The following is a 15,852-nucleotide window of genomic DNA, read 5'->3' on the forward strand; positions in this document are numbered from 1 at the left end:
GTGATAGGTTGCCCGCAAATCACGCATCAGAAGCGAGGGAGAGCGTCATGAACGACCAGACACCCATGGGCGTGCCGGCCATCGGCATGAAGGATGCGGACCTGTTCCGCGAACAGTGCTTCATCAACGGCGAGTGGTGCGACGCGGACGGCGGAGAGACCATCGACGTCACCAATCCCGCGTCCGGCGCCAAGCTCGGCACCGTGCCGAAGATGGGCGCGGACGAAACCGCGCGCGCCATCGCGGCGGCCGAGGCCGCGATGCCCGGCTGGCAGGCCAAGACCGCCAAGGAACGGTCGGTGATCCTGCGCCGCTGGCACGATCTGATGTTCGAGCATCAGGAAGACCTGGCCCGCCTGATGACCGCCGAACAGGGCAAGCCGCTGGCCGAGGCAAAGGGCGAAGTCGCCTATGCCGCAAGCTTCATCGAATGGTTCGCGGAAGAGGGCAAGCGCATCTATGGCGACACCATCCCGAGCCACCGCGCGGACGCCCGCATCGTGGTCATCAAGCAGGGCATCGGCGTCTGTGCCGCCATCACGCCGTGGAACTTCCCCGCCGCGATGATCACCCGGAAGGCCGCCCCGGCGCTGGCCGCCGGATGTGGCATGGTGGTGAAACCCGCGACATCGACCCCCTATTCGGCGCTGGCCATGGCGGAACTGGCGCATCGCGCCGGTCTGCCCGCCGGGCTGCTGTCGGTGGTCACCGGCTCCTCATCTGCCATCGGCGGGGAGATGACCAGCAATCCGACAGTGCGGAAGCTGTCCTTCACCGGCTCCACGGAGATCGGCAAGATGCTGATGAAGCAGTGCGCCGACACCCTGAAGAAGACCACCATGGAACTGGGCGGCAACGCGCCGTTCATCGTCTTCGATGACGCCGACCTGGATGCGGCGGTCGAGGGCGCAATCATGTCCAAGTTCCGCAACACCGGTCAGACCTGCGTCTGCGCCAATCGTATCCTGGCACAGGACGGCATCTATGACGCCTTCCTGGACAAGTTGCAGGCCGCTGTGGCGAAACTGCGCGTCGGTGACGGCCTGAAGGGTGAAACCGACCAGGGGCCGCTGATCGACGACGCTGCGGTCGCCAAGGTGGAGGAGCACGTCAACGACGCCATTGCCAAGGGCGGACGGCTGGTCCAGGGCGGCAAGCGCCACGAACTTGGTGGCCAGTTCTTCGAACCCACCATCGTGGCGGACGTGACGCCGGGCATGAAGGTGGCAAGGGAAGAGACCTTCGGCCCCCTCGCCCCCGTGTTCCGCTTCACTGACGAGGCGCAGGCAATCCAGATGGCGAACGATACCGAGTTCGGTCTCGCCGCCTATTTCTATGGCCGTGACCTGGGTCGTGTCTGGCGGGTTTCGGAGGCGCTGGAATATGGCATCGTCGGCATCAATTCCGGCATCATCTCCACCGAGGTCGCACCGTTCGGTGGCATGAAGGAGTCCGGCTTCGGTCGCGAAGGCTCCAAGTACGGCATCGATGACTATCTGGAGATCAAGTACATGCTGATGGGTGGCATCGACAGCTGACCATCACATGTTGCTGAACGCGGCATTCAGGCGGCGGGACTTGGCTCCCGCCGCCTGTTGCCTATCTGCTGAAACGAAACACCGACCCATCCGCACCGATACGACCGCAAGGAAGCCCCGCACATGAGCAACTATGATTACGACCTCTTCGTCATTGGCGTTGGTTCCGGGGGCACCCGTGCTGCCCGCATGATCGCGTCGACCGGCGCGCGGGTCGCGGCTGCGGAGCAGCAGTTCCTGGGCGGTACCTGCGTCAATGTCGGCTGCGTGCCGAAGAAGCTGATGGTCTTCGCCAGCCACTTCGCGGAGGATTTCGAGGATGCGGCAGGTTTCGGCTGGGACGTGAAGCCCGACCGCTTCAACTGGGACCGCCTGATCGCCAACAAGAACACGGAAATCAGCCGCCTGAACGACGTCTACCGCCGCCTGCTCGACAATGCCGGTGTGAAGCTCTACGAGGCCCCGGCGAAGATCGTGGACCGCCACACGATCCTGGTCGGCAACGAGACCGTGACCACCGACCGGATCATCGTCGCCACCGGCGGCTGGCCGACGATGCCGGAGATCCCCGGGATCGAGCACGCCATTTCATCCAACGAGGTCTTCTTCCTGCCCGACCTGCCGAAGCGTTTCGTGGTGGTCGGCGGCGGCTTCATTGCCGTGGAATTCGCGGGGATCATGAACGGGCTCGGGTCGCAGGTAACGCAGATCTATCGCAGCGAGAAGATCCTGCGCGGCTTTGACGAGGATGTGCGCGACGTGCTGTCGACCGAGATCGTGCGCAAGGGCGTGGATCTGCGTACCAACACCAACATCACGGCCATCGAGAAACAGGGCGAGACCCTGGTCGCCACCCTGACTGACGGTTCGACGCTGGAGGCCGACTGCATCATGTTCGCCATCGGTCGCCACCCGCGCACAGGAGGCATCGGGCTGGAGGAGATCGGTGTCGAGCTTGCGCCGAACGGCTCGATCAAGGTGGACGAATATTCCCGGACCAATCTCGACAATGTCTGGGCCATCGGCGACGTCACTGACCGCATCGCCCTCACCCCGGTGGCCATCCAGGAAGCCATGGCGCTCTACCGCACGGAGTATCTGGACGACCCGACCCCCTGCGACCACGCCAACGTCCCTTCCGCCGTTTTCAGCCAGCCCCCGGTGGGTACTGTCGGGCTGACCGAGGACCAGGCCCGGGAACTGCACGGGACCATCGACATCTACCGCTCCACCTTCACCCCGATGAAGCTCAGCCTGACCGGGCGGGAGGAGAAGACGATGATGAAGATCATCGTCGACCGCGTTACCCAGAAGGTCCTCGGCGTGCACATGGTTGGCCCCGACGCCGGCGAGATCATCCAGGGCATCGCCATCGCAGTGAAGATGGGCGCCACAAAGCGCGACTTCGACCGCACCGTCGGCATCCACCCGACAGCAGCGGAGGAGTTCGTGACGATGCGGGAGAAGGCAGCCTGAAACGGGGGCTCTCACGGCGAAAGAAAATTACAATTAAAGGTCAATATTTCTGACCTATAGTTGACTTTGCGTCACCCGGCAGATAGCTTCTGATGAGACGTCGGAAACACTGACCGCGGGAGCGCAGAGAATGGACCTCGCCCAGGTATCGCTGAACGACAAGTACGAACTGGAAGAAGGCCGCGTGTTCATCACCGGCACGCAGGCCCTGATCCGCCTGCCGATGATGCAGCGTAACCGGGACCTCGCGACAGGGCTGAACACGGCCTGTTTCATTTCCGGCTATCGCGGCTCCCCGCTCGGCACCTATGACCAGCAGCTCTGGCAGGCCAAGGAGTATCTGGAGAAGAACCACATCCGGTTCCAGCCGGGCCTGAACGAGGATCTGGCCGCGACCTCCGTCTGGGGTTCGCAGCAGACCAACCTCTATGCCACCGCAAAATATGACGGGGTCTTCGCCATCTGGTACGGCAAGGGTCCGGGCGTCGATCGCTCTGTCGATGTGCTGAAGCACATGAACTCCGCCGGCATGTCGAAGAACGGTGGCGTGCTGGTTCTCGCAGGCGATGACCATGCTGGCGTTTCATCGACGCTGCTGCACCAGTCGGAACATGTCTTCATGTCCGCCATGATCCCGGTGCTGCATCCCTCCAACGTGCAGGAGTATCTGGATTTCGGCCTGCTGGGATGGGCCATGAGCCGCTATTCCGGCCTCGCAGTCGGGTTCAAGTGTGTCTCGGAAACCGTTGAAAGTGCTGCGAGTGTCTATATCGATCCGCATCGCGTGAACATCCGGCAGCCGGACTTCGAGATGCCGCCGGGTGGCCTGTCGATCCGCTGGCCCGATGACCGGTTCCAGGAAGAACACCGCCTGCACCGCCACAAGATCTACGCCGCCCTGGCCTTCGCCCGCGCCAATGGCATCGACAAGACGATGATCGACAGCCCGAAGCCGCGCATCGGCATCATCACCACCGGCAAGTCCTATCTGGACGTGATGCAGGCGCTGGACGATCTGGGCATCGACGAGGAACTGGCTGCCGAGATCGGCATCCGCCTCTACAAGGTCGGCATGCCCTGGCCGCTGGAGCCGGAAGGCGCGCGCCACTTCGCGGAAGGCCTGGAAGAGGTCATCGTGATCGAGGAGAAGCGCGCCGTCATCGAGAACCAGTTGAAGGAACAGCTCTACAACTGGCGCGAGGATGTGCGCCCGCGCATCGTCGGCAAGTTCGACGAGCACCGCAACTGGCTGTTCCCCAGCCATGGGGAACTCAGCCCTGCCGAGATCGCCCGTTTCATCGCCGCGCGCCTGAAGCCGTTCCACAGCAATCCGGAGATGGAGGAACGGATCGACCAGCTGGACGCCAAGGAGCGGATGAAGAAGATCGCGGCCGAGACCCGTGACGCCGGCGACAAGCTGGAGCGTGTCCCCTACTTCTGCTCCGGCTGCCCGCACAATACCTCCACCCGCGTGCCGGAGGGGTCGCGGGCCACGGCAGGTATCGGCTGTCATTTCATGGCGCTGTCGATGAACCGCCAGACCCAGACCTTCACCCAGATGGGTGGCGAGGGCACGCCGTGGATCGGCCAGGCCCCGTTCGTGACCGACAACCACATCTTCACCAACCTGGGTGACGGCACCTATTTCCACTCCGGCTTGCTGGCCATCCGTGCCGCCGTCGCCTCCGGCGTCAACATCACCTACAAGATCCTCTACAATGACGCCGTGGCCATGACGGGCGGCCAGCCGCACGACGGCCAGCTCTCCGTGCCGCAGATCGCACAGCAGGTCTGGGCCGAGGGCGTGAAGAAGCTGATCGTCGTGACCGACGAACCGGACAAGTATCCGGGCGATGCGGGCTTCCCCGCAGGCACTCGCATCTATCACCGCAGCGAACTGGATGACGTGCAGAAGGAACTGCGCGACACGCCGGGCTGCACCGCGCTGATCTATGACCAGACCTGCGCGGCGGAGAAGCGGCGGCGGCGCAAGCGTGGCACCTTCCCCGACCCGGCCAAGCGGGTGATGATCAATGAAGACGTCTGTGAAGGCTGCGGCGACTGCTCCGTCGCGTCCAACTGCGTCTCCGTGGAACCGGCGGAGACCGAGCTCGGCCGCAAGCGCCAGATCAACCAGTCGTCCTGCAACAAGGACTTCTCCTGCGTGAACGGCTTCTGCCCCAGCTTCGTCACCATTCATGGCGGCGGGCTGCGCAAGCCGAAGGCTGCATCAATGGGCAAGCAGGGCGCGGCGGCCAAGGATCGCTTTGCCGATCTGCCGATGCCCGAGAAGGCCCCGGTGGAGGACGAGCCCTTCGGCATGGTCGTCACCGGCATCGGTGGCACCGGCGTGCTGACCGTCGGTGCCCTGATGGGCATGGCGGCGCATCTGGAGGGCAAGGGATCGTCCGTGCTGGACTATACCGGTCTGGCGCAGAAGAACGGCGCGGTGATGAGCCATGTGCGCATCGCCAACGCGCCGGAGGACATTCACGCCGTCCGCGTCGCCTCCGGCAAGGCCAACCTGGTGCTGGGCTGTGACATGGTCGTCGCGGCCTCCGACAATGCCATCGACACGATGGAAAAGGGCGGCACCCGCGCGATCATCAACAGCCACCTGGCCCCGACCGCTGCCTTCACCCTGAACCCGGACATGAAGTACGGCTCCGGCGCGCTGGAGGACACGATCCGGGAGGCTGCGGGCGGCAACCAGACGGAATTCATTGACGCCACCCGCATCGCCACGGCGCTGCTGGGGGATTCCATCGCCACCAACCTGTTCATGCTGGGCTATGCCTTCCAGCGCGGGCAGTTGCCGGTGGGTCTCGACTCCCTGATGCGCGCCATCGAGCTGAACGGTGTCGCGGTCGGCATGAACAAGGAGACCTTCAACTGGGGGCGTCTGGCCGCGCATGACCTGGACGCGGTCGAGGCCGCGGCACAGCCGGCCAGCAGTTCGGTGCTGCCGTTCCGCAAGCCGCTCACCGATCTGGACGACATCATCAACCACCGTCGCAAGCTGCTGACCGCCTATCAGGACAAGGCCTATGCCGACCGCTACGAGGCGCTGGTGCGCGACGTGCAGAAGGCGGAGCAGCAGAAGGGTGGCGGCGCCACCGGTCTGGCCGAGGCGGTTGCCCGCAACTACTACAAGCTGCTGGCCTACAAGGACGAGTACGAGGTGGCGCGGCTCTATACCGACGGCACCTTCCGCCGTCGGCTGCAGAACCAGTTCGAGGGCGACTACAAGCTGAAGTTCCACCTGGCGCCGCCGCTGATCAGCAGGCCGGACCCGGAGACCGGCAGGCTGTCGAAGATGGAGTTTGGCGGCTGGATCATGCCCGTGTTCCACGTCCTCGCCGGGCTGAAACGCCTGCGCGGCACGCGTCTCGACATCTTCGGCTACACGGCGGAGCGCAAGCAGGAACGCGCCCTGATCACGGAGTACGAGACGGTGGTCGCGGAACTGATCGCGAAGCTCTCAGCGGGCAACCACGCCATGGCCAAGGCCATCGCGGAAGTGCCGCAGGACATTCGCGGCTATGGCCACATCAAGGAACACAATATCGAGGGCGCGAAGAAGCGGGAGGCCGACCTGCTCCGCCTGTTCCGCAAGCCCACGAGTTCCGGCGATCAGGCCCAGGCGGCGGAGTGACCGTTCGCTGGCCACGCCAGCGACTGACGCTGGTCCCGGTCTGAGCTGCTTCCCCCCTTGAGGGGGAAGTGGCCGCGGAGCGGTCGATGGGGGGTGAAGCCGGAGGCTATCGGATGATGGGCCGGTGCCTGTTCGGCTTCGCCGACTCACCCCCATCCCGGCCTTCCCCCATCAAGAGGGAAGGAGCAGTCCGGCGGTTCTGTCTGATCTATTCCCGTGCCGCGCAGCAGTCTGATGGCATCACCGGCCCGCGCACCCTCAGCCCGTGCCGCCGACGGTCAGGCCATCGATGCGCAGGGTCGGCTGTCCGACGCCGACGGGCACGCCCTGCCCGGCCTTGCCGCAGGTACCGATGCCGGGGTCGAGCGCCATGTCGTTGCCGATCATGGCAACCTTCTTCAGCACTTCCTCGCCGGAGCCGATCAGGGTGGCGCCCTTCACGGGGGCGCCGATCCTGCCGTTCTCGATCCGGTAGGCCTCCGTGCAGGTGAAGACGAACTTGCCCGAGGTGATGTCCACCTGGCCGCCGCCGAAGCTGGTGGCATAGATGCCGTTCTGCACGCTCTCCAGAATCTCCGCCGGATCGCGGTCACCATTCTCCATGACCGTGTTGGTCATGCGCGGCATCGGCATGTGGGCGAAGCTCTCGCGGCGGCCATTGCCGGTCGCGGCAACACCCATCAGGCGCGCGTTGAGACGGTCCTGCATGTAGCCGCGCAGGATACCGTCCTCGATCAGCACCGTGCGGCTGCTCGGTGTGCCCTCGTCATCGACGGTCAGCGACCCGCGCCGGTCAGGGATCGTGCCGTCATCGACGACGGTGACGCCCGGTGCCGCCACGCGCTGTCCCATCAGGCCGGAGAAGACCGAGCTCTTCTTGCGGTTGAAATCGCCTTCCAGCCCGTGGCCGATCGCTTCATGCAGCAGGATCCCGGGCCAGCCCGGACCCAGCACAACAGTCTGCTCGCCCGCAGGCGCGGCAACGCTTTCCAGATTGACCAGCGCCTGACGCAGGGCCTCGTCCACCTCCCCCTGCCAGCGGGTCGGGTCGATGTAGGCGGCATAGCCGGTGCGTCCACCGGTTCCGGCACTGCCGGTTTCCTGGCGGTCGCCATCGCCGACCATGACCGAGACATTCAGCCGGACCAGCGGGCGGATATCGCCCACCTCCGCACCGTCCGGGCGGATGATCCGGACAGCCTTCCAGGAACCGGCCAGCGAACAGGTCACCTGCCGCACCCGCGAATCCAGATCGCGGGCATAGGCGTCGATGTCCTGCAGCAGCTTCACCTTGGTCTCGAAGTCGAATTCATTCAGCGGATTGTCGTCGGCATAGAGGCTGCGGTTGGTGCGCGCCGGGCCATCGGCCAGGGTGCCCTGATGGCCGCGCCGTACCGCGCTGACGGTATCCCCGGCCCGCGCGATGGCGTCATGCGACAGTTCGGAGGAGTGGGCATAGCCCTGCGCCTCATCCGCCACGGCCCGCAGGCCGAACCCCTGCGCCGTGTCGAAGCTTGCGTTGCGCAGTCGCCCGTCGTCGAAGGCCAGCATCTCCGATTGGCTGTACTCCAGATACAGCTCCCCGTCGTCGCAGCCCTCCAGCGCCTCCCCCACCTGACGGCGGGCGCGGTCGGGATCCAGTCCCGCACGGGTGAAGAACAGCTCTGAAGTGGTCGCGAGATCGGACATGGGGTACTCCGCCTGAAAATCTTTCCTGAACATAAGCCGCCTTGCGGGAATGTCATCAGGCGGAAAGGGAGAGTTGCACTCTCCCCGCCAGTACGGTCAGTCGAACGTGCGGGCGTCCTCCACGACGATGCCGTCATTGGGCAGGCTGCCCGGTGCCACGATCTCGACCTCGCCGCGCAGCTTGGTCACGGTGGTGACCGACTGCTTCACGGCATCCAGCAGCGTGGCATCACCCTTCTCCGCTTCCACCATCAGGGTCATCTGATCGCGGTTGTCGGGGTTGGTGATGACGAAGCGGGCCTTGGTCACCTCAGCATGGCGTCCGACGATCTCCCCCACCAGCTTGGCATGGACGAACATGCCCCGGACCTTGCAGGACTGGTCGGCGCGGCCCATCCAGCCCTTGATGCGGGTCGCGGTGCGGCCACAGGGGCTGGTGCCGGGCAGGATGGCGGTCATGTCGCCGGTGCCGTAGCGGATCAGCGGATAGATCGGGTTGAAGGTGGTGACGACGATCTCGCCCACCTCGCCTTCCGCGACAGGCTCCCCGGTGCCGGGGCGGCAGATCTCCAGGATCAGTCCCTCGTCCAGCAGCATCCCCTCGACGGGCAGCGACTCATAGGCAATCAGGCCGACATCGGCGGTGCCATAGCCCTGGGTGGTCTGGATGCCCCGGTCCTCGAACCATTGCCGCAGCGACGGCGGCAGCGGCTCCGCGCCCACCGACGCCTTGCGGTAGGAGGAACTGTCGCGGCCCATCTCGTCGGCCTTTTCCAGCAGGATGCGCAGGAACGACGGCGTGCCGGCATAGGCGGTGGGCTTCAGCCGTTCGATGGCATCCACCTGCATCTCCGTATTGCCGACACCGCCCGGAAAGACGGCGCAGCCAATGGCCCGGCAACCGGTCTCCACCAGCATGCCCGCAGGGGTCAGGTGATACGACAGGGTATTGTGGACAATGTCGCCGCGACGGAATCCGGCGGCATAGAGCGCGCGGGCATAGCGCCAGTGGTCGCGCTGCACCCCGTCCGGTTCGAAGATCGGTCCCGGTGACATGTAGACATGCGCCATGTCGCCGACCGGCACGGCATTCAGCCCACCGAAGGGGGGTTCCGCGTTCTGGGCATCCTGCACGTCCGGCTTGCGGATCACCGGAAGCTGCTGCAGGGCCTCCCGCGAGGTGATGGCCATCGGATCGATGTCCGCATAGAGCTTGCCGAAGAAGCTGCTGTTGGTCTTGGCCAGCGCCACCTGCCCCGGCAATGCAGCCATCAGTTCGGTTTCCCGCTGCTCCGGATCGCGGGTTTCCAGTTCGTCGAAATGCTCAGCCATGGTTCCCTCCCCAGGAATGCGTTCCAATTGCGGACTGTGCCACCGTTCTGTCGGTTTGTCCTCTGACTGTTCCGTCCCTCTCCCCCACCCGGCCCCACCTGATAAGGATACTCCCGTGGGTGGCCGGGTGGGGGAGAGGGACGGAACAGTCAGCAAACAGTCTCTACAGCGTCATGGCGCGGGCGCGGGCGCCGCGTTCGATGGCGGCGGCGGGCAGACGTCCGACGCCAAGGGTCTGGCGAATGATCATCAGGATCTCCAGTTCGACCTGGCTGACCTCCCCGTCGGCCGCCGCCACATCACAGGCCAGCGCATAGGCCGTCTCGCCCAGACGCGGCGGCAGCGCGGCGGCGACGTCCTGCATCAGCAGATCGACACCATCTTCCTTCTCCAGGTAGCCAAGGCAGCTTTCCGCATCGCGGGCCAGTGCGTCATCCACGCTGTAATTGCGGAAGATCGGCAGGATACGGATCATCTCGCTCATCAGGATGACCTCCTGCTCCGCCATTTCCTTGTCGGCGCAGGCCACCAGCACCATCACGTGAATCAGGGCGCTGTGGGGGCTCATCTTTTCGGACATCGGCTGCAGGCTCCATGGAATGTTCTGAGCCGGTAATCTGTCAGGTCAGGCTGCCGTCGTCCATGGCCCGCGCGTGTCTTTCCCGCTCGGCGGCCAGGAAGTCACGTGTTTCAGCCACCGCCTCTGCCAGTCCGACACGCGACACCTCGACATCGGAGGGAAAGGCGTCGCACAGCCGCGTCGGCAGGCGCGGGTCCAGCATGACGAAGACACCCCGGTCACCGCGCTGACGCAACAGCCGCCCGAACGCCTGTTTCAGCTTCAGACGGGTCAGCATGTCGTCATGCGCGCCCTTGCCGAACGCCTCCCGCCGGGCCTTGTGCATGATGTCGGGACGCGGCCAGGGCACACGGTCGAAGACGATCAGACGCAGTGACCGCCCCGGAACATCCACGCCGTCGCGCACCGCATCGGTCCCCAGCAGACAGGAATCCTGCTCGGCGCGGAAGATGTCGACCAGCGTCGGTGTGTCGATGGGATCGACATGCTGGGCATAGAGCGGGATGCCTTGATCCTCCAGCGGGTCCAGCAACCGTTCATGCACCGCTCGCAGCCGCCGGATCGCGGTGAACAGGCCCAGCGCGCCACCGCCCGCCGCCAGGAACAGTTCCCGATAGGCGGCGGAGATCTCGTCCACCCGGTCACGGCGCACATCGCGCACCACCAGGATGCGTGTCTGCCTGGCATAGTCGAACGGCGACGGGACACTGATCCGCTCCGCCGGTTGCACCAGGTGGCGCAGCCCCGTCCGTGCCTCTGCCGTGGCCCAGTCATCGCCCTCCGAGCGGTCCCGCAGGCTTGCCGAGGTGATCACCACACCATGGGCCGGTTTCAGCACCACCTCCGCAAAGGCCTGCATCGGATCGACCAGATGCCGGTGATAGGCCACATCCGCCTCCCGCCCCGCAATACGGCGCAGGGCGAACCAGTCGACAAAGCCCTCCGGCCGTGGACCGCCCAGCCCCTGCAGCATGGAGATCCAGGCCGTCAGCAGGTTGCCCGCACGATAATCCAGGCCGCTTACCGCCGCCTCGATCCGCATCCTCTCCCCGCTCGGCAGTTCATCCGCCTCGTCATCCAGCCGGTCGAGCAGGATCTGGCGCAGTTCCTTCAGCGGTGCCCGCAGCTCCTCCAGCGCCCGCACCAGCCGGGCCGAGGCCTCGACCAGTCCGTCGACCGGCGGGTCGGTCTCGCATTCCAGGCCATAGACATCGTCGGGGTGCGCCGCCCGCGCCCTGACCTGCTGGCGGACCACGGCAAGGAACTGCTCCGTCGGACCGCTCGGGTTCTCGCCCCGCAGCCGCGTCTGCCAGTCGAAGGCCGGCAGGACACGCGCGGCGTGGGTGGCATGATCCAGTGCCGCAACGGCCGCGTCGTCGCCGACGATCAGATCCTGGATGCGGCGGGTCAGGCCGCGCGCGCGGCCACGCGCACCATCCTCCGCCCCCCGGATCCAGCGGCGCAACTCCGCCGCCTCCTGCCCCGACAGCTCGGCAGCGAAGGCGCTGTCGGCGGCGTCGAACAGGTGATGCCCCTCATCGAAGACATAGCGCCCTGCCCGCTGTTCCTCCGCCGCCTGCTGCACGGCGCGGATCAGTACCAGCGCGTGGTTGGCGATGACGATCTCCGCCCGTTCCGAGCGTCTGCGCGAATTCTCGATGAAACAGCGCCGATAGTGGTCACAGGCAGAGAACACACACTCCCCGCGCCGGTCCGCCAGCGCCACGGTGCGCTGCGTGCCGAACAGGGTGACCAGCCAGGCCGGAAAGTCGCCGCCCCCCAGGTCACCGTCACGTGTCACCTCGATCCAGCGCGCCATCAGGGCCAGCGGCACGATGTCGGCCCGCCGCGCCGCGCCGCCCTGCACGGCTTCCTGGAAATTCAGCAGGCAGAGATAGTTCTCCCGGCCCTTGCGGATCACCGCCTTCTCCGCCTTGACATTCGGATCGGTGTAGAGCCGGTCCAGTTCCTGATCCAGTTGGCGCTGCAGGTTCTTGGTATAGGTCGACAGCCAGACGGTGCCGCCATTCTTCTCCGCCCAGACCGATGCCGGGGCCACGTAACCGAGCGTCTTGCCGGTGCCTGTCCCGGCCTCCGCCAGCACCACATGCGGCTCATCGATGCGTTCGCGCGGCGCGAAGGCCATGGTGGCGCGGGTGGCATACTGCTGTTGCGACTGCCGGTCCTCCGCGCCCACGTCCAGCATCTGGCGCAGGCGGTCCAGCGCCTCGACGGGTTCGACCGGCGCATGTCCCGCGGGCGGCAGAGGTGCCAGATCGGGGAAGTCGGCCACCCGCGACCAGGCGTCCAGTCCCCGGAACCGCCCCTTCCCCGCCGTGACACCCAGCGCGCGCAGGACCGGCTGCGCCCAAGACCAGCCGCCATCGGCCATGGCCTGTGCCAGCATCGCGGTGGTGTCGCGGCGCGCATCAGGGGTCAGGGAGAGATCGTGCAGCATAAGTGCCGCCGCCTCGAACAGTTGCGACGGGTCGGGCGGCATCCCGAGTGCGGGCAGGTCCAGCGCGCGCATCAGCCCGTCCGCCGTGGGCAGGCAGAAGGTGCCGGGCCGGGCAAAGGCGAAGAGTTCCAGCAGGTCATAGGCCGCGAAGGTCGCGACCCCCAGCCTGCGCGCCACGGCGGGCATGTTCACCAGCATCGGCGCATCGCCGGTCAGCGCGGCACCAGCGGCACGGGAATCCAGCGTCTCGATCTCCCCGTCGGGGCTGACACGCACGATCCCGCGGCCACTCAGGGCGACGGCGGGACAGTCCGGCATCATGATTTCCGAATCGCGCGTGTTCATCGCTGGACTATATCCACGCCGGGCCTGCAGGGGGACGCGCAAGCGGCTGCGCTTGACCTGTCCCGCGACCGTGCCTAGAGCTAGCCCGCGCGTGGCCTCCCGTCGGGAGGTCAATCAACGGATTCAACGTTTCAGACATAAGGTTCGGCAATGCTGGACAAGACATATCGGCCCCAGGAGGTCGAGCAGCGGCTTTACGAGAGTTGGGAACAGGGTGGCCTGTTCCAGGCGGGACGCAATGACGGCGCGCCCTTCACCATCGTGATTCCGCCGCCGAACGTGACCGGCAGCCTGCACATGGGCCATGCGCTGAACAACACGTTGCAGGACATCCTGATGCGCTGGCACCGGATGAAGGGCCGCGACGCGCTCTGGCAGCCGGGCACCGACCATGCAGGCATCGCCACGCAGATGGTGGTGGAGCGGATGCTGGGCGCTGATGGCATCAGCCGCCACGACCTGGGCCGCGAGACCTTCGTCGACAAGGTCTGGGAATGGAAGGCGGAATCCGGGGGCACCATCACCAACCAGCTTCGCCGCCTCGGCGCGTCCTGTGACTGGAGCCGTGAGCGCTTCACCATGGATGAAGGGCTGTCCGCCGCCGTCACCAAGGTCTTTGTCGAGCTGTACCGCGACAATCTGATCTACCGCGACAAGCGGCTGGTCAACTGGGACCCGAAACTGCTGACGGCGATCTCCGACCTGGAGGTCGAGAGCACCGAGCAGAAGGGGCACATGTGGCACTTCCGCTATCCGGTCGAGGGTCAGGAAGGCACCTTCATCACCGTCGCCACCACGCGTCCGGAGACCATGCTGGGGGATACAGGCGTCGCGGTTCACCCGGACGACGAACGCTACAGGGACCTGGTCGGCAAGTTCGTCATCCTGCCGCTGGTCGGTCGCCGCATCCCCATCGTTGCCGACGAATATGCCGACCCCGAACAGGGTTCCGGCGCGGTCAAGATCACCCCGGCGCATGACTTCAATGACTTCGAGGTCGGCAAGCGCTGCGATCTGGAGATGATCAACATCCTGGATGCCCATGCGCACCTGAACGAGAACGTGCCGGAAGCCTATCAGGGCATGGAACGTTTCGCGGCGCGGGCGAAGGTCATTGCCGACCTGGACGCGCTGGGCCTGCTGGAGCGGATCGAGGAGATCACGCACACGGTTCCCTTCGGCGACCGCTCCGGTGTGGTCATCGAGCCATGGCTGACCGACCAGTGGTACGCGGATGCCGAGACCCTCGCCCGCCCGGCCATCGAGGCCGTGGAGGACGGGCGCGTCCAGTTCGTGCCGAAGAACTGGGAGAACACCTACTTCGAGTGGATGCGCAACATCCGCCCCTGGTGCATCTCCCGCCAGCTCTGGTGGGGACACCAGATCCCGGCCTGGTACGGCCCGGATGGCGAGGTCTTCGTCGCCTATGACGCGGCGGAGGCGCAGACGCTTGCCGATGCGCATTATGGCAAGACGGTCGAACTGACCCGTGACGAGGATGTGCTCGACACCTGGTTCAGCTCCGCGCTCTGGCCGTTCTCGACCCTCGGCTGGCCGGAGGAGACACCGGAACTGGCCAGGCACTATCCGACGGACGTCCTGATCACCGGCTTCGACATCATCTTCTTCTGGGTTGCCCGGATGATGATGTTCGGCATGCACTTCATGAAGGAAGTGCCGTTCCACACGGTCTATATCCACGCTCTGGTCCGCGACGAGAAGGGCCAGAAGATGTCGAAGTCGAAGGGCAACGTCATCGATCCGCTGGAACTGATCGAGGAATATGGCGCGGACGCGCTGCGGTTCACGCTGGCGGCGATGGCGGCGCAGGGGCGCGACATCAAGCTGTCCGAACAGCGTGTCGCGGGCTACCGCAACTTCACCACGAAGATCTGGAATGCCGCGCGATTCTGCGAGATGAACGAATGCGCGGTTGCGCCGGACTATGATCCGTCGAACCTGCAGCAGCCGGTGAACCGCTGGATCGTCGGGGCGCTGTCGGAAGCGGCGGCCACCATCGACCGGGAACTGGAGGCCTTTCGTTTCAACGAGGCGGCAAACGGTATCTATCGTTTCACCTGGAACCTGTTCTGCGACTGGTATCTGGAGTTCGCGAAGCCCCTGCTGCGGGCCAACGACCCCGATGTTGCCGGTGAGACCCGCGCAACTGCCGCCTGGGTCCTGCAGCGCATCCTGACGATGCTGCACCCCTTCGCGCCTTTCGTGTCGGAGGAACTGTTTCAGCAGATGGGCGGCGAAGGCTCCATTTCCACCACCGCCTGGCCGCAGCAGGACCTGCAGAACGCCGACGCCGCGAAGGAATTCGGTTTCGTCATCGAACTGATCTCCGAGATCCGCTCCGCACGCGCAGAGACCAACGTGCCGCCAAAGGCCGAGCTGGAGGCACATTTCCCGGACCTGGACGCCACCCGCAGAGGCTGGATCGACAGCAACTGGGAACTGGTGTCCCGTCTCGCGCGCCTGTCAGGCATCAGCGAGACCATGCCGGGCGGCGCGTCGGAGATCGTCGTCGACGGGGCGCGGGTCGTGCTGCCGCTGACCGGCGCCATCGACGTCGATGCCGAGAGGACGCGGCTGAACAAGGAAATCGGGAAGCTGGACGCGGAGATCGACCGTATTGCGAAGAAGCTGGCGAACGAGAAATTCGTTTCCCGTGCGCCAGAGCATGTGGTGGAGCAGGAGCGGGAACGCCAGGCCGAGGCCGAGGCGGCAAAGACCAAGCTGGAGGCGGCACTGGGCCGCCTGCCCGCAGCCTGAG

8 protein-coding genes are annotated in these 15,852 nt (G+C 65.6%); 4 read left to right on the plus strand and 4 right to left on the minus strand.

Annotation, left to right across the window (positions count from 1 at the left end; genetic code table 11):
• Nucleotides 1-47: 47 nt before the first annotated feature.
• The 3 genes from gabD (at nucleotide 48) to QGV55_RS09240 (ending at nucleotide 6,669) form a co-directional block, all read left to right on the plus strand.
• Nucleotides 48-1,538 (plus strand): NADP-dependent succinate-semialdehyde dehydrogenase, encoded by a 1,491-nt coding sequence (gabD, locus tag QGV55_RS09230; RefSeq protein WP_281017108.1) that lies wholly within the window; start codon nucleotides 48-50, stop codon nucleotides 1,536-1,538.
• Between the two features lie 123 nt (nucleotides 1,539-1,661).
• The gene (gene gor / locus QGV55_RS09235) at nucleotides 1,662-3,014 is read left to right on the plus strand and encodes a glutathione-disulfide reductase (RefSeq protein ID WP_281017107.1); all 1,353 of its coding nucleotides are present in this window, start codon (nucleotides 1,662-1,664) and stop codon (nucleotides 3,012-3,014) included.
• Between the two features lie 130 nt (nucleotides 3,015-3,144).
• Nucleotides 3,145-6,669, plus strand: coding sequence for an indolepyruvate ferredoxin oxidoreductase family protein (locus QGV55_RS09240; protein ID WP_281017106.1), 3,525 nt, complete (start codon nucleotides 3,145-3,147; stop codon nucleotides 6,667-6,669).
• A gap of 258 nt (nucleotides 6,670-6,927) precedes the next feature.
• On the opposite strand, the gene tldD is transcribed toward QGV55_RS09240, so the two are convergent.
• The 4 genes from tldD to QGV55_RS09260 all read right to left on the minus strand — a co-directional run bounded on the left by tldD (nucleotide 6,928) and on the right by QGV55_RS09260 (nucleotide 13,073).
• Nucleotides 6,928-8,358 carry a metalloprotease TldD gene (gene tldD / locus QGV55_RS09245; protein WP_281017105.1) on the minus strand — a complete coding sequence of 477 codons (1,431 nt, stop codon included), beginning with the start codon at nucleotides 8,356-8,358 and terminating at the stop codon, nucleotides 6,928-6,930.
• A gap of 96 nt (nucleotides 8,359-8,454) precedes the next feature.
• The gene (locus QGV55_RS09250) at nucleotides 8,455-9,690 is read right to left on the minus strand and encodes an AMP-binding protein (RefSeq protein WP_281017104.1); all 1,236 of its coding nucleotides are present in this window, start codon (nucleotides 9,688-9,690) and stop codon (nucleotides 8,455-8,457) included.
• Between the two features lie 163 nt (nucleotides 9,691-9,853).
• Complete coding sequence (locus tag QGV55_RS09255) at nucleotides 9,854-10,270, minus strand: tellurite resistance TerB family protein (protein ID WP_281017103.1); 417 nt, start codon at nucleotides 10,268-10,270, stop codon at nucleotides 9,854-9,856.
• Between the two features lie 40 nt (nucleotides 10,271-10,310).
• A complete protein-coding gene (locus QGV55_RS09260; protein ID WP_281017102.1) occupies nucleotides 10,311-13,073 on the minus strand; it encodes an ATP-dependent DNA helicase in 2,763 nt (920 codons plus the stop codon).
• A 150-nt stretch (nucleotides 13,074-13,223) separates the two neighbouring features.
• On the opposite strand from QGV55_RS09260, the gene QGV55_RS09265 reads away from it, so the two are divergent.
• The gene (locus tag QGV55_RS09265) at nucleotides 13,224-15,851 is read left to right on the plus strand and encodes a valine--tRNA ligase (RefSeq protein WP_281017101.1); all 2,628 of its coding nucleotides are present in this window, start codon (nucleotides 13,224-13,226) and stop codon (nucleotides 15,849-15,851) included.
• The last annotated feature ends 1 nt before the right edge of the window (nucleotide 15,852 follow it).

This window comes from Minwuia sp. IMCC3009 (assembly GCF_029909415.1).
GTDB lineage: Bacteria > Pseudomonadota > Alphaproteobacteria > Minwuiales > Minwuiaceae > Minwuia.

Bases quoted from the DNA above. Each gene is read 5' to 3' on its own strand.
- QGV55_RS09240 (WP_281017106.1), top strand. From the start codon at position 3,145: ATGGACCTCGCCCAGGTATCGCTGAACGACAAGTACGAACTGGAAGAA.
- QGV55_RS09265 (WP_281017101.1), top strand. From the start codon at position 13,224: ATGCTGGACAAGACATATCGGCCCCAGGAGGTCGAGCAGCGGCTTTAC.
- QGV55_RS09255 (WP_281017103.1), bottom strand. From the start codon at position 10,270: ATGTCCGAAAAGATGAGCCCCCACAGCGCCCTGATTCACGTGATGGTG.
- gabD (WP_281017108.1), top strand. From the start codon at position 48: ATGAACGACCAGACACCCATGGGCGTGCCGGCCATCGGCATGAAGGAT.
- tldD (WP_281017105.1), bottom strand. From the start codon at position 8,358: ATGTCCGATCTCGCGACCACTTCAGAGCTGTTCTTCACCCGTGCGGGA.
- gor (WP_281017107.1), top strand. From the start codon at position 1,662: ATGAGCAACTATGATTACGACCTCTTCGTCATTGGCGTTGGTTCCGGG.
- QGV55_RS09260 (WP_281017102.1), bottom strand. From the start codon at position 13,073: ATGAACACGCGCGATTCGGAAATCATGATGCCGGACTGTCCCGCCGTC.
- QGV55_RS09250 (WP_281017104.1), bottom strand. From the start codon at position 9,690: ATGGCTGAGCATTTCGACGAACTGGAAACCCGCGATCCGGAGCAGCGG.